The following is a 20,162-nucleotide window of genomic DNA, read 5'->3' on the forward strand; positions in this document are numbered from 1 at the left end:
TTTTTGTGCGGCATGTGTCATGCGATGAGGCAAATCTACGCCGTTCATGACATAGTAAAAAGATACAAAAATCGTGAAACGAGGTAGGACATGAAGCCGGGCTATCACGAGATTTATTCCCGCTATCGCGACAACATTATGCGCGGCGTGCTGAAGCCGGGCGATAAGGTACCTGCCATCCGCGTGCTGGCGGAAGAGCTGAAGGTGGCGCGTAAAACCGTCGAAACGGCGTATGCCATTCTGACGGGTGAAGGGTATCTGGTGAGCCAGGGGGCGCGCGGCACGCGGGTTAACCCGGACCTCCTGCTGCCGGACAAGCATGCCCCGGCGGAGCAGCCCACCGGAGCGCTTCCGGCCTCGCTCATCAGCCAGCGCGAGCGGGCGGGTTTTCTGCGCCCCGGCATCCCCGCCCTCGACAGCTTCCCGTATAAAAAGTGGCTGCTGCTGGCGGGCCAGGCGACGCGGGCCATGCGTCAGGAGGAGATGCTCAACCCGCCGGTGCTGGGCTGGTATCCGCTGCGCCAGGCCATCGCCAGCTACCTCAACATCTCGCGCGGCTTGTCCTGCACCGCTGAACAGGTGTTGATCACCAGCGGCTACAGCGGCAGCCTGCGGCTGATCCTCGATACCCTCGCCAGCCGCAGCGACAAGGTGGTGTTTGAGGATCCGGGCTATTTTATGGGCCAGCAGCTGCTGAAGCGGATCGTGCCGCGCCTGCACACGGTGCCGGTCGATCGCTGCGGCATCGACACGGACTACCTGCTCCGCCACCATCGCGACGCGCGTTTTGCCATCGTCACCCCGTCGCACCAGAGTCCGCTGGCGGTCACGCTCTCGCTGCCGCGTAAACAGCAGCTGCTCGACTGGGCCAGCCAGAACGAGGCGTGGATTATCGAAGACGATTACGACGGAGAGTTTCACTATACGCGCAAGGTGCTGCCGTCGCTGAAAAGCCTCGACCAGCACGACCGGGTGATTTTTATGGGCTCCTTCAGTAAAACCATTATGCCGTCGCTGCGCATGGGCTACGTGGTGATGCCCGCCAGCACCGTCGGGGCCTTTACCGACTGCGCGGACATCACCACCAGCGGCCAGCCGGTGCTGACGCAGAAGATCCTCACCGCGTTTCTCAACGAAGGGCATTTTTCCGTCACCTGAAAAAGATGCGCGCGCTGTATCAGACCCGCCGCGACTGGATGATTGCCGCTCTGCAGGAGGTGTATGGCGATCTGTTTTTCACCGAGCAAAACGACGGCGGGATGCATATCGTGGCGTTCCTGACCAAAGGAAGTCGTGACCGGGAAATCGCGCGCTGCTGGCAGGAACAGCAGCTGCAGGTCAACGCGCTCTCGGAGTGGTATCGCGGGTCGGGCAAACGCTACGGGCTGGTGATGGGCTATAACAACGTGCGTTCTTATCAGGAGGCGCTGGATTTGCTGGAAAGGCCGAAGCGGCAGACGCTTGCGCTGTTGAGCTGAACATCGCCGGGTGGCGGCTTCGCCTTACCCGGCCTACTCGATCCTGTAGGCCCGGTAAGCGTAGCGCCACCGGGCGATGACGCGGCTCATACATCATACCGCGATAACCCGACGTCCTTGAGCTGCTCGTCGCTCATCTGGCTCAGGATGCGGCGGGTGCGGTTGATGCGATACCAGTTACGCAGCGTTTTTGCGATCCAGACAAACACAATAAACGGACGTTTTGAACGATTCTCGTAGAATTCCATGATGCTCTCCTCACTGTGTCAGTGGGGTTATCATCCCGGAAATCGGCCTGTGCAATACAGATGCAAAAACAACTTTTGTTTAACATACAGATCCGCTAAAACAGTATCTGCATGGCAATTTTCGCAGCAATCTGTACTGGTTTTATAATCTGTATGGTGAAAATAGAGGATACAGCATGACGCGCTATCAACATCTGGCCAACCTTCTGGCAGAACGCATTGAACAAGGGCTGTATCGCAGCGGCGAACGTCTGCCGTCGGTGCGCGCGCTGAGCCAGGAGCACGGCGTGAGCATCAGCACCATACAGCAGGCCTACCAGATCCTCGAAAACCTCCAGCTGATCACGCCTCAGCCGCGCTCCGGCTATTTTGTCTCGCCGCGCAAGGCTCAGCCGCCCGTCCCGGCGATGACCCGCCCGGTGCAGCGCCCGGTGGACGTTACCCAGTGGGATGAGGTGATGATGCTGCTGGACGCCCGCGCCGACAAAGAGATGATCTCCTTCGGCGGCGGTTCGCCGGACATTAACCAGCCGAGCCTGAAGCCCCTGTGGCGCGAGATGAGCCGCATCGCGCAGCATAACCCCGGCGAGATGCTGAGCTATGACGTGCTTGACGGGCGCCTGGAGCTGCGCGAGCAGATCGCCCGTCTGATGCTGGACGGCGGCTCCACCGTCTCGGCAAGCGACATTGTGATCACCAACGGCTGCCACGGCGCGCTGTCGATCGCCCTCCTGTCGGTGTGCAAACCGGGGGATATCGTGGCGGTGGAATCACCGTCGTTTCACGGCACCATGCAGATGCTGCGCGGGTTTGACATCAAGGCGATTGAAATTCCCACCGACTCTGAAACCGGGATCAGCATCGAAGCGCTAGAGCTGGCAATGGAGCAGTGGCCGATCAAGGCGGTGATCCTGGTGCCCAACTGCAATAACCCGCTCGGGTTTATCATGCCGGAGGCGCGGAAAAAGCAGGTGTTGGCCCTCGCCCAGCGGCACGATATCGTGATTGTCGAGGATGATATTTACGGCGAGCTGGCGGCGGAGTACCCGCGCCCGCGCACCATTCATTCCATGGATATCGACGGCCGCGTGATCCTCTGCAGCTCGTTTACTAAAACCGTGGCGCCGGGCCTGCGCGTCGGCTGGATTGTGCCGGGACGCTACTACGACCGGGTGATGCACATGAAATACGCCGCGGGCGGGTTTAACGTGCCGGGCACGCAGATGGCGGTGGCGGCGTTTATCCGCGACGGCCATTACCATCGCCACGTGCGCCGTATGCGCCAGATTTATCAGCAGAATATGGAAACCTACACCTGCTGGGTGCGGCAGTATTTTCCGGCAGAGATTTGCGTCACGCGCCCGCAGGGCAGCTTCCTGCTGTGGGTTGAGCTGCCGGAGACGGTCGATATGGTGTGCGTCAGCAAGCAGCTGTGCCGGCTGAAAATCCAGGCCGCGGCCGGGTCGCTGTTTTCCGCCTCCGGGAAGTACCGCAACTGCCTGCGGATCAACGTGGCGCTGCCGCCAACGGAGAAACATCGCGAGGCGTTGAAGAAGATGGGTGAAGCGATTGTGATTGCGATGGAGGAGTAGTTTTTGCCGGGTGGCGGCTTCGCCTTACCCGGCCTACGTTCTCGCCGTTGTAGGCCCGGTAAGCGCAGCGCCACCGGGCAACAGGCCGCACTACTCGTCGAAGTACCAGTACCCCTGATTAATCAGCCCGGTGAGCTCCTCGACAAACGCCGGGTTTTTCAGCGCATCGCCCAGCTCGGCCTGACCGAGTTCGGTGTAGCGGCACAGCGCATCCGCCGCCTTCGCGTCTACCGTCTCCAGCTGTTCGCTGTTGATGAAGAAGCTGCCGTTGATGTTCAGCACGCGCAGCCCGCTCAGGCGAGACAGCGTTTCGCCGCCCTGCAGCGCGTCCAGCACCTCTTCCGGCGCGTACGGCGGCTCGGCGGCGGCGATATCCAGCTCGTGGCGCGGCGTGGAGACAAAGCTGCCGAACCATTTTGTGAAATCATCCGGCTTGCTAATCATGTCGATCATCATCTGACGAATGCGATCCAGCTCGTACTGCTCCACGCGGCCCGGGTGTTCGCGACAGGTCAGATCCGGATCGCTGTAGTGCTCGCCGCCCAGATCGTTTTCCAGCGCATAATCGGCGAAGCTGCTGATCAGATCGCGGCCGTTCGGCCCGCGAAAGCCGACGGAGTAGTTGAGCGCCGTTTCATGGGTAAATCCGTCGTGCGGGAATCCTGGCGGGATGTAGAGGATATCGCCCGGGGCCAGATCTTCGTCAATAATCGGCTCGAACGGATCCACATGCAGCAGCGCCGGATGCGGGCAGAACTGACGCATCGGCAGCTTGTCGCCCACGCGCCAGCGGCGGCTGCCCATCCCCTGAATGATAAACACGTCGTACTGATCGATATGCGGGCCCACGCCGCCGCCCGGCACGGAGAAGGAGATCATCAGATCGTCCAGGCGCCAGTCCGGCAGAACGCGGAACGGACGCACCAGCTCCGCGGCGGGCATATGCCAGTGGTTCACCGCCTGCGCCAGCAGCGACCAGCCGGTTTCGCCCAGATCGTCGAAGTGCTCAAACGGGCCATTGCTGGCCTGCCATTTACCGTTGAAATGGCTCACCAGACGGCTATCGACCTCCGGCTCCATCGCCAGCCCTGCCAGCTCGTCCGGGGTAATCGGATCGACAAAATTCGGGAAGGCATTTTTCAGCACAACGGGTTGTTTTTGCCAGTATTTCTCAAGAAATTCCGGCCAGTTCAGGTTCAGTTGATACGCCATGGGTAGCACCAGTGAGAGGGGAAACAGGCGCGATTATAGGTAAGAAAGCAGAGGGGGAACTTGTCATGGGTCAAACCCGCACGCGTAGGTCGGGTAAGGCAAAGCCGCCACCCGACACATACACGGTGCTAAATCTTAATCCAGGTTCAACTCGTCGTAATGGGTAATCAGTTTACCCACGATGCCGTAGTCCAGCGCTTCCGCCGGGGACATCCAGAAGTTGCGGTCGGTGTCTTTTTTCACTTTTTCCAGCGGCTGGCCGGTGGCGTCAGCGATCAGCTTGTTCACGCGATCCAGCATGCGGATGATCTCGCGCGCTTCGATCTCAATATCCGTCGCCTGACCGCGCACGCCGCCCAGCGGCTGGTGGATCATAAAGCGGGTATTTGGCAGCGAGTAGCGGTGCTCTTTTTTCGCGGCCAGGAAGATGGTGATCCCGGCGCTCGCCACCCAGCCGGTGCCGATGACGTGCACTTCCGGGCGAATGAATTTGATGAAGTCGTGGATGGTGTCGCCCGCTTCCACGTGGCCGCCCTGGCTGTTGATGTACAGCTTGATCGGATCGTTGCTGACGCTTTGCAGCAGGATCATCTGGGTGATCACTTTCTGCGCCAGCTCCTGGTTGATCTCACCGGAGATCACAATCGAACGGGACTCCAGCAGTTTTTGCTGCAGAGCGCCCGCGCCGTTTGACCCTTCCGCTTTATCCTTGTCGCTTTCTTTCAGTGTGTAGTGCATTGTCTTTTCCTCAGCTTGTCGCGCTCAAAACCAGAGTGTAGCCTGTTTTACCGGTGAAAGTCCTCACCGACACATCACGAGGGAACTTATGCATATTGCCCATGTTGCACTCTGGACCCGCAGCCTGAACGCCCAGGTTCAGTTCTGGGAAACGGTTTTTAATGGCCGCAGTAACGAACGCTACGTCAGTAAAAATCGTCCGGGGTTTGAATCACACTTTATTACGCTGGATGACGGTCCGACCATCGAGCTCATGACGCTGCCGGAGCTGCCCGACGCCCCGCTGCACCCGGAGTTTATCGGCTGGGCGCATATCGCCATCAACGTCGGCAGCAAGGCAAAAGTGGACAGCATGGCCGAGCGAGCCCAGGCCAACGGCACGCTGCTCAGCGCTCCGCGCCTGACCGGAGACGGCTTTTATGAGGCGGTGATCGCGGACCCGGACGGCAACCGCATTGAGCTTGTCGGTGCATAAAAACAGCGTTTCGTTCCTTCACCGCCCCCGCCCCGGCTCGCTATACTTCATACGGTTATCATATTGTTAAATGATAATGATAGTTAATGTGTTAAGATGAAAGGCAGCATAAACAGTCTCTTACGTCGCCGTAGTGACTGTTTGCATCCTCGACATGTCAATCAGCACCGGGGCGGTGAATGGAACACATTGTGTATGTGGTAGATGACGATGACGCCGTCAGACAGTCCGTGATCGGGCTGCTGGACTCGGCAGGCCTGAACGCCATCGGCTTTTCATCGGCAGAAGCGTTTCTGCAATACCGCTTTGAGGATCTGCCGTCGTGCGTGATCCTCGATATGCAAATGCCCGCCATTTCGGGTTTTGAGGTAGCAGACGCCCTCAAGGAAAGCGGGCGCGAAATCCCGATTATTTTCCTCACCGGCCACGGCACCATCCCGATGTCGGTGCGCGCCATCAAAGGTGGCGCGTACGAATTCCTCACCAAGCCCGTCGAATCTAACGCGCTGATAGACGCCATCGAATCCGCACTGCAGCTGGCGGAAAACAACGCCGAGCGCAATAAAGAGCACTACGCCCTGAAGCAGCGCCACATGTCCCTCACGCCGCGCGAGCACGAGGTGCTGACGCTGGCGATAAGCGGCATGCTGAACAAACAAATTGCCGCGGAGCTGGGCGTCAGCGAGATCACGGTGAAGGTGCACCGCCGCCGCGTGATGGAGAAAATGCAGGTGCGCTCCGTGGCCGAGCTGGTCAGGGCCGTTGAGCGCCTGACCAAAAGCCAGCCCGCGGAGTAACGTTTACGCTTCCTGCGCGGCCAGCGGCAGCGCGAAGGCAAATACCGTGCCGTGCGGCTCCCGGCGGCGCGCGCTCAGCTTCCCGCAGTGGCGCTCGATAATGCTGGCGCTGATGGTCAGCCCCATCCCCATTCCCTGCGGCTTGGTGGAATAGAACGAGTCAAAAATCTGCTCCAGCCGCTCGGGCTCAATGCCGCTGCCGGTGTCGGCGATCTCAACGATCACCTTCCCGTCCGCGTTGCTGGTGCTGAGGGTGATGGTGCTGGCACGCTCCTTCACCTCGGCCATCGCCTCAACCGCGTTCATCACCAGATTCAACAGCACCTGTTGGATCTGCACGCTATCGCCGGTGATAAAGCTGTCGCTGGCGTTCAACAGATAATCAACGCTTATGTATCGCTGCTCCAGCTCGCTGCGCGAAAGCGTGATGATATGGTGGATCAGGGAGTGCATGTCGATGCGCGAGAAGGTGGGATCCTGCTTGCGCGTCAGGGACTGAATGCTGCGAATGATCTCCCCCGCCCGCGCGCCTTCGGCGGCGATCTCCTCCAGCCCTTCCCGCACTTTATCCAGCCGGGCGGGCTCGCGGTTGAGCCAGCGCAGGCTCGCTCCGGCGTTCGAGACGATCGACATCAGCGGCTGGTTGATCTCATGGGCGATGGAGGAGGTCAGCTGCCCGACGGTGGTGGCCCGGGACACCCGCGCCAGATCCGCCTGCGCCACCCGCATGGCATCCTCCGCGGCGCGCTGGCTGGTGATATCGGTGATGATGCCGTAATACTCGTTCACCTCGCTGCCCACGCCCACCGGATCGCCAATGCCGAGGATGTAGCGCGTTGAGCCGTCGGGACGCTTAACGCGAAACTCCGCGCGCATCGAGAGCCCGTCGCGCACGCTTTGGGTAACAATGGCGCTGATGCGGGCGTAATCGTCCTCATGGACGAAGGTCAAAAACTCCGCCATGGAGATCGTCTTTTGCTGCTCGGGCAGGCCGAGAATGCGGGCATACTCGTCCGAGACAAACATCAGATCCTGCTCCAGCTCCCAGCGCCAGCTGCCTGTGTGGCTGATCTGCTCGCCCAGCATTAGCGAGGTCTGGCTGGCGCGCAGCTCTTTCTCCACCCGGCGGCGCTGGATGTTCTCCGCCAGCAGCTCGGCGTACAGCCGCGCCGTCTCCAGGGAGACCGCCGCCTGCGCGCCCAGCAGGCTGACCACGCGCGAGTGCTCGGCGGTAAACACTTCCGGCATCAGGCGGTTTTCCAGGTACAGCACGCCCACCAGCCGCGCCTGTTTGAACATCGGGACGCACATCACCGCCGCCCCCGAGGTCACCAGATAGGGGTCCTGACTGAAGGGGTGAAACTCCTCCGGCCTGCCGGTGCGGATCTCCTGCCCGGTGCGGATCACCGCCGCGAGCACCGACAGCGGCAGGTCGGTCGCCGTCGGCACGTCTTTCAGGATCCGCACCCGCACGCCGTCGGTGCTGGTCCAGGCGCTGGCCTCGATCTCCGGAATCAGGCTATCGCTCACGCGAAGCAGCAGGCCGCGCTGCGCCCCGGCGCGTTCGAGGAGGATCGTCATCAGGTTTTCGATTAAGCGCTCAAGGTTGATCTCTTCCGACAGCGCGCGGGAGGCTTTGATCACGCTCTGCAGATCGCGGATGGTCTCGTTCTGGGCGAACGCTACCGTGTCATAGGCGCTCGCCTGCCCGGAGGCCAGCAGGTGCGGGAAATCCTGCTCCAGCTGGCGCACCTTGGCCTGCGCGCCCGCCCGGCCCCAGGCGGCAATTGCGCCGCGGAAGTGCGCGTCCGAGGCGGTTGGATAGCCGCAGGCCAGCGCAAAGCGCCCCGCCAGCTCGTGTGCCAGGGCATTAATCGGATTAAATCCGCCCTCGCGGGAGAGCCGGACCGCCTTCTCATACTGCTCAAGCGCGATGCTGTTCATTCCGTCCAGACGCACGATTTCGGCGTAGATCAGCGCCTCTTTATCCGCGAACGTGCCGGGATTGATGCGCGCCCAGAGGGCGATTTTGTCGTAGTGGGCGTGAATGCTGCGGCGGTGGTTCGCCGAGAAGGTCTCCGGCGTCAGCTGACGCGAAAGCGCCAGCGCGCTGTAGAGATGGTAATCCAGCAGATGGATGTGCCCCGGCGCGGACCACGCGTACCACCCCGCCATCTCCAGATCCGCCTGCGCGTCGGCGTACTCGCCGCAGGTAAAGTGCGCCATGCCGCGATAGAGCCAGTACCAGAACAGCATGGTGGAGGTCTGCTCCGGGGCCTGCTCCGGCGACGCGGGAAGCAGCGCCTCGGGCAAGACCTGCGACGCGGTCCAGGTGCCGATGACCGGCGTGCGCAGGAACTCAACGTAGCCGCGCTGCACCATCAAAATGCTTTCCACGTCCTGGAAGTGGGTTTTACGCACGAACGCCAGGCCGCGATCGATGCTGGTCAGCACCCCGTCCAGGTGATCGCCCCGCGAGAGGAAGTTGATCACCTGGTGGCAGGCCGCAAAGCAGGCCATCGTCATATCCCCGTGGGTGACCGCCGCGCTGAAGCAGGCTTTCGCGCACTCGATGGTGAACGACAAAGGCTGGGTCCAGACGCTGAGCTGGTCGAGCGGCAGCAGGGTCTTGGCTTCAAAGGCATCGTAGCCGTGGCGGGTCACCAGCTCGCGGGCCAGCGTGCCGTACTGAAACCCGAGGCGATACTCGGCGTAGCGGTGACCCATCAGCACGCCAAACCAGGCCATCGCCGTGGTGGAGGCGCCGGTGATGCCGTGATCGAGGGTCAGGTGCATCATGCGGCAGAGCAGTAAAAAGTGCAGGCGCGGGCAGATGAAGCTGGCGCAAATGCTGGCGCTGTAGAGCAGGTTCATCACCGCTTCCGTTTCCGGGTTCTCCATCCGCGAGAGCGGGGCAAAGAGATGTTGCGGCGCGTCATTTGCGCGGTTGCAAAAGCGTTCCCAGGCCTCGTCGCAGTCGGCATCTTCCGGATAGCGGCCAATCTGGATGCCAAACACCCCCAGCCAGCAGAGCGCCGCCTCCAGCGCCAGACGGCTGTCCGACTGACGAATGTAGACTTCCACCAGCAGGTTTGCCGCCAGCGCTTTTTCGGTCAGCCCGCCGGGGCAGCCGAGGATGGCGTCACACAGCTCGCGAGTCCGCTCCAGGTGCCCCAGCGCAAACTCGCAGCCCGCCTCTTCGATATCGAGCATAAAGTCCGACACCGTCCCGGCGTTGCCCAGCGCTCTGGCGGTCTGGATATAGCTCAGCGCCGAAAGATAATCTCCCGAACGCTTCGCGCGTCGCGCGGCCAGCAGGCTCAGCTCGCGGAACCTCTGGCGCTGCGGGGCGGGCTGGATGCTGTCCAGCGCGGCCGTGACGTGATGTACAGCGCGGAACAGCAGCTCATTCCCCGCAGCCTGGCGGGCGGCGTCGGCCAGCAGGCTGGCGGTGGTCAGGTGAAGATGGCTTTTCTCATGCCGATCCAGCAGCGCAAAGGCGGCCTCCTGCACCCGGTCGTGGGTGAAGGAGTACGCTTTCTCCGTCAGCACGATAAGCTGCGCCATCACCGCCGGGTGCAGCGCATAGCGCATTTCCGCCATCGACATGCCGACCACGCGGCACATCATCTCCATCTCGCCCGTGCCGCCGAGACAGGCGATGCTGCCCAGCAGGCGGCGCGTCTCGTCGGGCAGCACTTCGAGCTGCTCCAGCACCAGGGTGACCACGTTTTCGGTGTAATGCCGGGCGCGGATCGCCTGCAGATCGTAATGCCACTTGTCCTGGTATTTGTTATGCACCACCAGCCCGTCGTCGACGATGCGGCGGAAAAATTCATGCACAAAAAGCGGGTTGCCGCCCGTCTTCTCGTGGATCAGGGTGGCAAGGTCGGTCGTCGCCGCGCTGCGGGTGCGAAACACCGTTGCCAGCCAGCGCGCCACGGCTTTAACCGAGAGCGCCTGCGGGACAATCTCGCTCGCGTGCTGTGCCGCCTCCGGCAGGCTCGCCAGGTGCTGTTGCAGCGTGGGGTCGGACAACGAGCCGATATCGCGGTGAGCGACAACCACCAGCAGCGGGATGGCGCCGCAGCTCACCAGCAGCGCGTTGAGCGTTTGCAGGCTGGCGGCGTCGCTCCACTGAAGATCGTCCAGCACCAGCACCAGCGGGCAGCCCTGCGAGGCAAAGGTTTTCACCAGCGCCAGCACCATATGGCTGAAGCGCGCCCGGGCATCAATGGAAAACGTATCCGCCGAGAAGCGCGGCTTGCGCTCAAGCAGCAGGCCCAGCTCGGGCACCAGGCTGACGGTCAGTTCTTCATAGCCTTCCAGGGCGCGCGAGAGGCGGATTTTCCACTTCGCCACCTCGTCTGCCGGCAGCCCCAGCAGGTGCAGCGTCAGGGTGCGGAACGCGGAGCTTAATACGCCGTAGGGCAGCGACGGTGAAAACTGATCGACTTTGCCCACCGCCAGCAGCACCGCGCGCTGCTGCAGCGTTTTAAGCGCCGTCGCAATGATCGAGGATTTGCCGATCCCCGACGGCCCGCCGATGGTCACCAGCTCCGGCACGCGGTTCTGCCCCACCCGCTCAAACGCGGCAATGACGTCGTTCGCCTGCGGATGGGTCGCGAACAGGGAGTCCGCCAGATGGATCGCCGGGGTACGGTCCTGCTGGCCGGGGGTAAAGACGACGATTTCGCCCTCGCAGGTCAGCGTCGCCTGGCAGCGGCGGAGGTCGGCAATCAGCCCGTCGACCGTCTGGTAGCGGTTATCGGGGTGCTTTTCCAGCAGCTTCAGGATGATGGTCGACAGCATCCCCGGCACGTCCGGGCGTATCGCGTCCGGGGCCAGCGGCGCCGAGGCGATGTGGTAATGCGCCCAGTTGGTCTGGTCGTCCTCTCCCAGCTCAAACGGCAGGCGGCCGGTCAGGAGTTCATACAGCACCATGCCGAGGCTGTACAGATCGCTGCGGTTATCCACGGGACGCTGGGTGCGGGAGGTGTGTTCCGGCGACATCCAGGCAGGCGTACCGCCCGAAACGGCAAGCCGGGTCTGGGAGAAAGCATCGGAGAGCGTGCAGGAGAGGCCAAAGCTGCCCAGACGGCAGGTGGCATCGTGCTGAACAAAAATGCTGCCGGGCTTGATATCGCCGTGGATCAGGTTTTGCAGATGCATCTGGCGCAGGGGGGCGCAGATCTGGATCGCCAGCTCGATAAAGCGCGCGATCCCCGAGATCGCCCTGCCCGCGCGTCGCGCCAGCAGCTCAAAGGGAAACGGGGCGTACACCAGCGCGAAGCGCCCCCGGTACTGGGTGGAGGCGACGGCGCGAATGGCCCAGCTGTCCTGCAGCATATCGCGCAGCGCAAACTCGTTTTTGAGCAGCCGGGTGGCCCGCTCTTCCTCTTCGTCGCTCACCGCGGTGGCGATAATGAACGAGCCGCCGGAATGAGGATGTCGCGCGTGCATCCAGGCGATTCCGCCCTCCTGCGCCAGCACGGTAAAAATCACATCCTCTTTAAGGACAAAAACCCGCCCCTGGTGAAGATTCCCCTGGGCGGGCCAGAATGCAGGCTGCTCGTTTTCGTTCATCCGCGATCCTTATTGTCGGCGGGCCAGCTCCCGCTGGATATGATCCAGCAGAATATCGATGTTAATGGGCTTACGCAAAAAAGCAGCGGCGCCCAGACCGAGAGCGTACCGCTGCATATTTTCATCAGCATGACCGGAGATAAAGAGCACGGGCGGCGGCGGTACGGCCAGCAGCCGCAGCTTGTCAAACAGCTCAAGGCCGCTCATGCCCCGCAGCTTGATATCGGTGATCACCAGCGCCGCGCCGGACAGGGCGAGCGGATGGCTCAGAAATACCTCTGCCGAATCAAACGTATCGGTCGAATAGCCTTCCGACTCCAGGAGATTACTCAACCCGCTGCGGACGGAACGTTCGTCATCAATGATGGCAATGCGCCACGGCAGCGTCATGCTGTTATTCCTCTAACCAGTCATTTAACGTCGCGGGTATCCTTCGCGGGCGCAGGGGGCGCCGTGCCGCTGATTTTCGGTACGCATTCGTGACGAAACCAGGCGAGGGTAAGCGGTTCGCGACTCAGTAAACGCCGTCCCTCCGGGATGAGCTGTTCACCCACCAGCATGCCAAACAGGCCAAGCAGGGCGACAACCGGCGGCGCCGGGGAATGGACGTCGAGCAGAGCGTAAATTACCCCAGCACCCACGCCGCACACCAGCGAAATTATCCATGCTTTCATGACGACGCTCCCGTCTGCGAACTGGCCTGCGGAACGATCGCCTGAGGCGGCGGCGCGCCGTCGCGGGATAAGAGATGGCGCGTCGCCTGTTCACCCGCCAGCATCCCCAGCAGGCCAATCAGCGCCAGCGCGGGGGGCGCGGGGGAGCGCACCTTCAGCACGGCATACATCAGGCCAATCAACACGCCTGCCGCAAGGGATATCAGCCCAGTACTCATCGTGAACTCCAGAGAAAGAGGCAGCGGCGAGCCGGATGAGGGACCAGCCCGCCGACGGGACTTAGCGAGCCGGAACCGGCGCTAAGGTGCGGTGCTCGCTCTTCTGGCGAGACGGCGCTTTGTGCACCATGGTGTAGGCGTAATCCACGCCCATGCCGTACGCGCCGGAGTGCTCGCGCACGATGTCCATCACCGCGGTGTAGGTCTCTTTACGCGCCCAGTCGCGCTGCCACTCCAGCATTACCTGCTGCCAGGTCACCGGGATCACGCCCGCCTGGATCATGCGCTGCATCGCGTAGTCGTGGGCTTCTTTGGAGGTGCCGCCGGACGCGTCCGCCACCATATAAATTTCGTAGTCGCCTTCCAGCATCGCGCACAGGGCAAAGCTGTTGTTGCACACTTCGGTCCACAGACCGGCCACCACGACCTTCTTCTTGCCGTTGGCCTTCAGCGCGTCGCGCACCTTCTGGTCGTCCCAGGAGTTCATGGAGGTACGCTCCAGAATGTCCTGACCCGGGAACACGTCCAGCAGCTCAGGATAGGTATTGCCGGAGAAGCTTTCGGTCTCTACGGTGGTGATGATGGTCGGGATGTTGAACACCTTAGCCGCTTTCGCCAGCGCCACGGTGTTGTTTTTCAGCACCTGGCGGTCAATCGACTGCACGCCAAACGCCATCTGTGGCTGGTGATCGATAAAGATGATCTGACAGTTCGCAGGGGTTAACACTTCGAGCTTTGAAGAGGTCATAGCATTTTCCAGTGGTTAAGAGTAGAAATCGCCGCGAGCGCCGCGACGATAAAGTCACCCTCATCCTGCGGTTTTCCCTCTCCGCGCGTAATTATCTCTTCGTATAGTTAACCTTAGGTATAGTTGTACTTTGGTATACCTATCCTATTGTATAACTGGATCTTTGCCGAAACCGGTTCCCATAATCCTGACCATTCCCCTCTCAGTCAGGAGCAGTTATGGTTACCCTCGGTAAAGCCGATCTCATTCTGGTTAACGGCCAGTTTCACACCGTCGATCGCGAGAATCCTGTCGCGGAAGCCGTTGCCGTGCGCGATGGAAAATTTCTGGAAGTGGGTACCGTCGCCGAGGTGATGCAACACCACGGCGACGGCACCAAAGTGGTGGATTTGAAAGGCCACACCGCCATCCCCGGCCTCAACGACTCGCACCTGCACCTGATCCGCGGCGGGCTGAACTACAACCTCGAGCTGCGCTGGGAAGGCGTTCCGTCCCTGGCCGACGCCCTGCGGATGCTGAAAGAGCAGGCGCTGCGCACCCCGTCGCCGCAGTGGGTGCGCGTGGTGGGCGGCTGGACCGAGTTCCAGTTTGCCGAGCGCCGCATGCCGACCCTGGACGAAATTAACGACGCCGCGCCGGACACCCCGGTCTTCATCCTGCACCTCTACGACCGCGCCCTGCTCAACCGCGCCGCGCTGAAGGTGGTCGGCTACACCAAAGACACGCCAAACCCGCCGGGCGGCGAGATCCAGCGCGACGCCAACGGCAACCCGACCGGGATGCTGATCGCCCGTCCGAACGCCATGATCCTCTACGCCACGCTGGCCAAAGGGCCGAAGCTGCCGCTGGAGCAGCAGGTTAACTCCACCCGCCAGTTCATGCGCGAGCTGAACCGCCTGGGGCTGACCAGCGCCATCGACGCGGGCGGCGGCTTCCAGAACTACCCGGAAGATTACGAGGTGATTGCCGAGCTGCACGACAAGAAGCAGATGACCATCCGCATCGCCTACAACCTGTTTACCCAGCGTCCGGGCCACGAGCTGGAAGACTTTGAAAAATGGACCGACATGCTCACGCCGGGCCAGGGCAGCGACTTCTTCCGCCATAACGGCGCGGGCGAGATGCTGGTCTTCTCCGCCGCCGATTTTGAAGATTTCCTCGAGCCGCGCCCGGACCTCGCGCCGGGCATGGAGGATGAGCTGGAGCGCGTGGTGCGCCATCTGGTGGAGCACCGCTGGCCGTTCCGCCTGCACGCCACCTATAACGAATCCATCAGCCGCATGCTGGACGTGTTCGAGAAGGTGAACCGCGACATTCCGTTCAACGGCCTGCACTGGTTCTTCGACCACGCGGAAACCGTTACCCAGGCCAACATCGACCGCATCAAAGCGCTGGGCGGCGGCATTGCCGTCCAGCACCGCATGGCCTTCCAGGGCGAATACTTTGCCGAGCGCTACGGCATCGAAGCCACCCGCCACACGCCGCCGGTGGCGAAAATGCTCGAGACCGGCGTGCCGGTAGGCTTAGGAACGGACGCCACCCGCGTGGCGAGCTACAACCCGTGGACCGCGCTCTACTGGCTGGTCTCCGGCCGCACCGTCGGCGGGATGCAGATGTACGACCACAGCGCCCGTCTGGACCGCGATACCGCCCTGATGCTCTGGACCCAGGGCAGCGCGTGGTTCTCCAGCGAGCAGAACCAGAAGGGGCAGATCAAGGTCGGCCAGCTCGCCGACCTGGCGGTGCTGAGCAAAGACTACTTCCGCGTGCCGGAAGAGGAGATCAAGGGCATCGAGTCCGTCCTGACGGTGGTCAACGGCGATATCGTCTACGCCGCGGGCAGCTTTGGCCCGCTCGCGCCGCCGGCCATCCCGGTCCTGCCCGAGTGGTCCCCGGTGGTCAAGGTACCGGGCCACTACCGCAGCGCGCCGCCGCAGGCCGCACGCGTCGGCATGAGTCCTATTCACCACTGCAGCGGCCCGTGCGGGGTTCACAGTCACCAGCACGATTTCGCCCGCACGTCAGCGATGCCGGTGTCCGACGATAACGCTTTCTGGGGGGCGCTGGGCTGCAGCTGCTTTGCATTCTGATGAAAAACACCACTATGCCGCCCCGGGTCGACCTGGGGCTGTTCTTCCTGCGCCTGACCGGCAGCCTGCTGCTGCTGTACGTGCACGGCCTGCCGAAGGTGCTGCACTTCAGCGAAGAGCTGACGCGCATTGAAGATCCGTTTGGCTTCGGGCCTTACGCCAGCCTGATCCCGGCGATTGTCGCCGAGGTAATTTGCCCGCTGTTGATCATTGCGGGCGTGTACACCCGCCTGGCATGCCTGCCGATTATCGCCGTGCTGCTGGTGGCGATGCTGGCGGTCCATCCCAACTGGTCGATTGCCGAAGGGCAGTTTGGCTGGCTGCTGCTGATTATCTTCACCACTCTCGCCCTCACCGGGCCGGGCCAGTGGCGGCTGCAGCGTAAGGGAACGGAGAGGTTCGCATGACCCAGGTTAACGACGTTCGCGACGCCCACGTCGAGACGACGCCCGCACCGACGGTTTCACCCTGGCAGCCGCTGAGCCAGCCGGTGTTCCGCATGCTGTGGATCGCCACAGTGGTCTCTAACGTCGGCTCATGGATGAGCGACGTCGGCATCAACTGGAGCATGCTGACCCTGAGCGCCGACCCGCTGGATATCGCGCTGGTGCAGGCGGCCAGCAGCCTGCCGATGTTCCTCTTCGCCCTGCCGTCCGGGGTGATGGCGGACATCGTTGACCGGCGTAAATACCTGCTTTTCTCCCAGCTGTGGGTGTTCATCGCCGCCGCCGGGCTGACGGCGCTCTCCTTCACCGGACACGTCACCCCGACCGTTCTGCTGGTGGCGACGTTTCTGCTGAGCGTAGGGGCGGCGATGAGCTCGCCGCCGTTCCAGGCCGTGGTGCCCGATCTGGTGAGCAAGCCGGAGCTGGGCGCCGCCGTGGCGCTGAACTCGCTCGGGGTGAACATCAGCCGGGCGATTGGCCCCGCGCTGGGCGGTTTTCTGCTTTCGCTCGCCGGGCCGTGGATGGTGTTTGCCCTGAACGCGCTGTCCGTGGTCGGCGTGGCGTGGGTGCTGTGGCGCTGGCGTCCGGCGCCGTCCGTGCAGCGTCTGCCGCCGGAGCACTTCTTCTCCGCGGTGCGCTCCGGCATTCGCTACGTGCACGCCGCCCCGGTGCTGCGCAACGTACTGGTACGCACCGTGGCGTTCTTCGTTTTCGGCAGCGCGGGCTGGGCCCTGCTGCCGCTGGTGGCGCGCCGCGAGCTGGGCTTAGGCCCCGCGGGCTACGGCGTGATGCTGGCCTGCATTGGCCTGGGGGCGATTGCCGGGGCCATCCTGCTGCCGCGCCTGCGCCAGCGGCTGAACGCCGACCGCCTGATGGTGGCCGCCAGCCTGGTCTTTGCCCTCACCATGCTGGCGCTGGCGTTCGTGCGCCACGTCTGGCTGCTGAACCTGTTTGAGTTTTTCACCGGCTTCGCGTGGATTGCGGTGCTCTCGACGCTGAACCTCGGCGCCCAGCGCAGCGCCGCCCGCTGGGTGAAGGCCCGGGCGCTGGCGGTCTACCTGACGGTGTTCTTCGGCTCGATGACCACGGGCAGCGCCATCTGGGGGCAGATTGCCTCCCGGTTCGGCACCCCGACCGCGCTGGTTGTCGCCACGCTGGGGATGGTGCTGGCAAGCGCCACCGTGTTCCGCTGGAAGCTGGAGAAAGACCCGGACCTGAACCTCGACCTGATCGGCCAGCCGCTGGACGGCGTGGAGATCGACCTGCCGAACGAGCGCGGCCCGGTGCTGGTCTCGCACGAGTACATCATTGACCCGCACAACGCGAAGGCCTTCCTGGAGGCGGTCCACGAGCTGCGCCGGGTACGCCGCCGCGCCGGGGCGATGAGCTGGGCGGTGTACGAGGATATCGAACGTCCCGGACTGTTTATCGAGACCTTCCTGATGGGCTCCTGGATTGAGCATCTACGCCAGCAGGAGCGCCACACCATGAATGACCTCCTGCTGCAGAGCCGCGTTCTGGCTTTTCATCAGGGCACAACATCACCGGCCATTCGCTACCTGGTCGCGCCGGTATAACCACAACCATCACCTGTACAGGAACACACTATGGCAACGTTTAAGGCAAAAGACGGCACGCAGATTTACTACAAAGACTGCGGCGCGGGTAAACCGGTTCTCTTCAGCCACGGCTGGCCGCTGGACGGCGACATGTGGGACAGCCAGCTGAACTATCTGGCCGAACGCGGCTTCCGCGCCATCGCCTTTGACCGTCGCGGCTTTGGCCGCTCGGATCAGCCGTGGAACGGCTACGACTATGACACCTTTGCATCCGACATCAACGACCTGATTACCACTCTGGATCTGCAGGACGTGACGCTGGTGGGCTTCTCCATGGGCGGCGGCGACGTGACCCGCTACATCAACAACTACGGCAGCGCGCGCGTCGCCGGTCTGGCGCTGCTGGGCGCGGTGACGCCAATCTTCGGCAAATCCGACTCCTTCCCGCAGGGCGTGGATCAGAGCGTGTTCGACGGCATTCGCGACGGGCTGCGTAAAGATCGCGCCCAGTTCATCAGCGACTTCGCGACGCCGTTCTACGGCATCAACGCCGGGCAGACCGTTTCCGCCGGTGCCCTGACCCAGACGCTGAACATCGCCCTGCTGGCGTCCCTGAAGGGCACCATCGACTGCGTGACCGCCTTCGGCGAAACCGACTTCCGCCCGGATATGGCGAAAATCGACGTGCCGACGCTGGTCATTCACGGCAGCAACGACCAGATCGTGCCGTTTGAAAGCACCGGCAAGCTGGCGGCAGAGATGATCAAAAACGCCACGCTGAAGGTGTACGACAACGCGCCGCACGGTTTCGCGCTGACCCACCAGGACCAGCTCAACGAAGATCTGCTGGCGTTTGTGAAGTCGCTGTAATGTCCCGGGGCTGACGCCAGCAGGCGTCAGCCTGAATATGCACTTCCTAGCATACAAAATTTTAATGTAGAACTCCCTTTCCGTTGTGACTAGTATTCCTTCTTTTCAAAGGGAGACTACATAAGATGAATATTCAGTTTTATAAGCAGCTAACCCGAAAGTTTATCATCGCTATTTTAACATCCTCTTCATTTGTCACAGCCTGTACATTTAGCGTTATATGGTTCTATCTTGCGAATATTGATCGGCTTGATATTTTATACGATGCGTTGAGCGTGAGTAGCGCAGTAGGAATAATATTTGGGTTTACCCTTGTTTCACTACTTGGCTTCAGCCTTGTCATTTTTATCTCATCTTTCCTTGCTTACTTAATTTACACCGCACATGAGAAAGAGTTTGTTAAATACGAAGGTTTGACACATAGCTTTACCTCAGTCTGTTTTGGTAATAGCGTTGTGATGTGCGTTGTGCTTATCGGAGCGTTCTGCTTAGAATTTTTTCTGCATATAAATGGTTTTATCGTTCTTGCCTTAGCGATAGCCATAATACTGGCCGCATCGTATGGCTTATGCTACAAGCTTATGTTCAACGTTCAGTCATATAAGGATGTTGATGATACGCGTGATGTAAAATATTTGCAGAAAAATGCCGTCAGGAAATGGCTGCCTCTGTTATTGATTGCCCCTGCTTTTACACAAATCTTCCCACTCATTTTTATCGCGGGTCAGCTAGATTTTAACGAAGAAAGTAATACGTTCTTACAGGTTATCATTTTCCTTGCACTCTCGGTCGCGATGATTATTGTGGGTATTTTCCCAGGAATGATCCTGATAAACGAAAAGAAAAATAAAAATATATTGCAAATAATCATTTATACACTAATCATTATTCCTGTCAGCATTCTTGTCCTGACAATGATTTTCCGCCCCACCCCCAATATGATCATTAACATGACCATGAACCTTTCCGGCATTAGCGACTGGCGCACACATCAATATTACATAGATACTCACACTCACCCGCCAGCGATGTTTGATGGTTTAACATGGAACACACGCTACTATAAAGATATCCCTTCGAGATTCTTTATCACCGGCGTAAACATTTTCTCGCTTGGAAACATTCAGCTTATTTGCCCTACGCAAATCAATCATGCCAGATCGCTGAGCCTGAAAACTACGCCAGACAACTTTGACGAATATGACCTTCGCATAAAACGGTTGAAAAACACCGCTATGAAATGTATCCCGTTTAAGAAGGATGAGATACACCAATGGGACTCGCCTATAGCTGAACCTGTTTATTTTCAGAAAATTAAATCTACCGATGATAGCCTTTTATTAAAGTTGCTTCACGATATCAAGTAGCTTTTTAAGAAACGCCCGCAGCGCGGGCGCTACTTAATCAATTCACCGTAAGCGGAGGATCATG

The 20,162-nt window shown here is 60.9% G+C and carries 15 protein-coding genes and 2 pseudogenes; 9 read left to right on the top strand and 8 right to left on the bottom strand.

Annotation, left to right across the window (positions count from 1 at the left end; translation table 11 throughout):
- Positions 1–90: 90 nt before the first annotated feature.
- Positions 91–1,478: pseudogene (locus N6P30_RS03155) on the top strand (PLP-dependent aminotransferase family protein).
- An 86-nt stretch (positions 1,479–1,564) separates the two neighbouring features.
- On the opposite strand, the gene N6P30_RS03160 reads toward N6P30_RS03155, so the two are convergent.
- Positions 1,565–1,726: a DUF1127 domain-containing protein gene (locus N6P30_RS03160; protein WP_022650337.1), complete on the bottom strand. Its 162-nt coding sequence runs from the start codon at positions 1,724–1,726 to the stop codon at positions 1,565–1,567.
- A 176-nt stretch (positions 1,727–1,902) separates the two neighbouring features.
- Here N6P30_RS03160 and N6P30_RS03165 point away from each other — a divergent pair, with 176 nt between their 5' ends.
- Positions 1,903–3,318 carry a PLP-dependent aminotransferase family protein gene (locus N6P30_RS03165; protein WP_023293369.1) on the top strand — a complete coding sequence of 472 codons (1,416 nt, stop codon included), beginning with the start codon at positions 1,903–1,905 and terminating at the stop codon, positions 3,316–3,318.
- Positions 3,319–3,408: 90 nt separating this feature from the next.
- Here N6P30_RS03165 and N6P30_RS03170 read toward each other — a convergent pair whose 3' ends face one another.
- Together N6P30_RS03170 and N6P30_RS03175 are read right to left on the bottom strand one after the other, a co-directional pair.
- Entirely contained in the window at positions 3,409–4,530 is a 1,122-nt protein-coding gene (locus N6P30_RS03170) for a cupin domain-containing protein (protein WP_023293370.1), read from the bottom strand.
- A gap of 135 nt (positions 4,531–4,665) precedes the next feature.
- Positions 4,666–5,274 (bottom strand): annotated as a pseudogene (locus N6P30_RS03175) (ATP-dependent Clp protease proteolytic subunit); the annotation flags it as partial.
- An 82-nt stretch (positions 5,275–5,356) separates the two neighbouring features.
- On the opposite strand from N6P30_RS03175, the gene N6P30_RS03180 reads away from it, so the two are divergent.
- Together N6P30_RS03180 and N6P30_RS03185 are read left to right on the top strand one after the other, a co-directional pair.
- Positions 5,357–5,743 (top strand): VOC family protein, encoded by a 387-nt coding sequence (locus N6P30_RS03180; RefSeq protein ID WP_023293372.1) that lies wholly within the window; start codon positions 5,357–5,359, stop codon positions 5,741–5,743.
- Positions 5,744–5,922: 179 nt separating this feature from the next.
- Entirely contained in the window at positions 5,923–6,540 is a 618-nt protein-coding gene (locus tag N6P30_RS03185) for a response regulator transcription factor (RefSeq protein ID WP_021240632.1), read from the top strand.
- A gap of 3 nt (positions 6,541–6,543) precedes the next feature.
- Here N6P30_RS03185 and N6P30_RS03190 read toward each other — a convergent pair whose 3' ends face one another.
- From N6P30_RS03190 to N6P30_RS03210, 5 genes are all read right to left on the bottom strand, one after another.
- Positions 6,544–12,126: an ATP-binding sensor histidine kinase gene (locus N6P30_RS03190; RefSeq protein ID WP_058673365.1), complete on the bottom strand. Its 5,583-nt coding sequence runs from the start codon at positions 12,124–12,126 to the stop codon at positions 6,544–6,546.
- A 9-nt stretch (positions 12,127–12,135) separates the two neighbouring features.
- Positions 12,136–12,516, bottom strand: a complete 381-nt coding sequence (locus tag N6P30_RS03195) for a response regulator transcription factor (RefSeq protein WP_008501346.1) — start codon at positions 12,514–12,516, stop codon at positions 12,136–12,138.
- Between the two features lie 20 nt (positions 12,517–12,536).
- Positions 12,537–12,800: a XapX domain-containing protein gene (locus N6P30_RS03200; protein WP_023293374.1), complete on the bottom strand. Its 264-nt coding sequence runs from the start codon at positions 12,798–12,800 to the stop codon at positions 12,537–12,539.
- Positions 12,797–13,018, bottom strand: coding sequence for a DUF1427 family protein (locus tag N6P30_RS03205; RefSeq protein ID WP_008501348.1), 222 nt, complete (start codon positions 13,016–13,018; stop codon positions 12,797–12,799). The genes N6P30_RS03200 and N6P30_RS03205 overlap by 4 nt, the downstream gene beginning before the upstream one ends.
- 61 nt (positions 13,019–13,079) lie before the next feature.
- Positions 13,080–13,766 carry a hydrolase gene (locus N6P30_RS03210; RefSeq protein ID WP_008501349.1) on the bottom strand — a complete coding sequence of 229 codons (687 nt, stop codon included), beginning with the start codon at positions 13,764–13,766 and terminating at the stop codon, positions 13,080–13,082.
- Positions 13,767–13,984: 218 nt separating this feature from the next.
- Between N6P30_RS03210 and N6P30_RS03215 the strand changes: the two genes are divergently transcribed.
- The 5 genes from N6P30_RS03215 (at position 13,985) to N6P30_RS03235 (ending at position 20,098) form a co-directional block, all read left to right on the top strand.
- Entirely contained in the window at positions 13,985–15,856 is a 1,872-nt protein-coding gene (locus N6P30_RS03215; protein WP_260629929.1) for an amidohydrolase, read from the top strand.
- Positions 15,856–16,263, top strand: a complete 408-nt coding sequence (locus tag N6P30_RS03220; protein WP_023293376.1) for a DoxX family protein — start codon at positions 15,856–15,858, stop codon at positions 16,261–16,263. Before N6P30_RS03215 ends, N6P30_RS03220 begins: the two co-directional genes overlap by 1 nt.
- Positions 16,260–17,879: an MFS transporter gene (locus N6P30_RS03225; protein ID WP_023293377.1), complete on the top strand. Its 1,620-nt coding sequence runs from the start codon at positions 16,260–16,262 to the stop codon at positions 17,877–17,879. The genes N6P30_RS03220 and N6P30_RS03225 overlap by 4 nt, the downstream gene beginning before the upstream one ends.
- A 30-nt stretch (positions 17,880–17,909) precedes the next feature.
- Entirely contained in the window at positions 17,910–18,731 is an 822-nt protein-coding gene (locus N6P30_RS03230; RefSeq protein ID WP_023293378.1) for an alpha/beta fold hydrolase, read from the top strand.
- Positions 18,732–18,856: 125 nt separating this feature from the next.
- On the top strand, positions 18,857–20,098 hold the full coding sequence (locus tag N6P30_RS03235) for a hypothetical protein (protein ID WP_260629930.1): 1,242 nt from the start codon (positions 18,857–18,859) through the stop codon (positions 20,096–20,098).
- The last annotated feature ends 64 nt before the right edge of the window (positions 20,099–20,162 follow it).

The organism is Enterobacter sp. PL1 (assembly GCF_945957325.1).
GTDB lineage: Bacteria > Pseudomonadota > Gammaproteobacteria > Enterobacterales > Enterobacteriaceae > Enterobacter > Enterobacter roggenkampii.

Bases quoted from the DNA above. Each gene is read 5' to 3' on its own strand.
- N6P30_RS03160 (WP_022650337.1), bottom strand. From the start codon at position 1,726: ATGGAATTCTACGAGAATCGTTCAAAACGTCCGTTTATTGTGTTTGTC.
- N6P30_RS03165 (WP_023293369.1), top strand. From the start codon at position 1,903: ATGACGCGCTATCAACATCTGGCCAACCTTCTGGCAGAACGCATTGAA.
- N6P30_RS03170 (WP_023293370.1), bottom strand. From the start codon at position 4,530: ATGGCGTATCAACTGAACCTGAACTGGCCGGAATTTCTTGAGAAATAC.
- N6P30_RS03180 (WP_023293372.1), top strand. From the start codon at position 5,357: ATGCATATTGCCCATGTTGCACTCTGGACCCGCAGCCTGAACGCCCAG.
- N6P30_RS03185 (WP_021240632.1), top strand. From the start codon at position 5,923: ATGGAACACATTGTGTATGTGGTAGATGACGATGACGCCGTCAGACAG.
- N6P30_RS03190 (WP_058673365.1), bottom strand. From the start codon at position 12,126: ATGAACGAAAACGAGCAGCCTGCATTCTGGCCCGCCCAGGGGAATCTT.
- N6P30_RS03195 (WP_008501346.1), bottom strand. From the start codon at position 12,516: ATGACGCTGCCGTGGCGCATTGCCATCATTGATGACGAACGTTCCGTC.
- N6P30_RS03200 (WP_023293374.1), bottom strand. From the start codon at position 12,800: ATGAAAGCATGGATAATTTCGCTGGTGTGCGGCGTGGGTGCTGGGGTA.
- N6P30_RS03205 (WP_008501348.1), bottom strand. From the start codon at position 13,018: ATGAGTACTGGGCTGATATCCCTTGCGGCAGGCGTGTTGATTGGCCTG.
- N6P30_RS03210 (WP_008501349.1), bottom strand. From the start codon at position 13,766: ATGACCTCTTCAAAGCTCGAAGTGTTAACCCCTGCGAACTGTCAGATC.
- N6P30_RS03215 (WP_260629929.1), top strand. From the start codon at position 13,985: ATGGTTACCCTCGGTAAAGCCGATCTCATTCTGGTTAACGGCCAGTTT.
- N6P30_RS03220 (WP_023293376.1), top strand. From the start codon at position 15,856: ATGAAAAACACCACTATGCCGCCCCGGGTCGACCTGGGGCTGTTCTTC.
- N6P30_RS03225 (WP_023293377.1), top strand. From the start codon at position 16,260: ATGACCCAGGTTAACGACGTTCGCGACGCCCACGTCGAGACGACGCCC.
- N6P30_RS03230 (WP_023293378.1), top strand. From the start codon at position 17,910: ATGGCAACGTTTAAGGCAAAAGACGGCACGCAGATTTACTACAAAGAC.
- N6P30_RS03235 (WP_260629930.1), top strand. From the start codon at position 18,857: ATGAATATTCAGTTTTATAAGCAGCTAACCCGAAAGTTTATCATCGCT.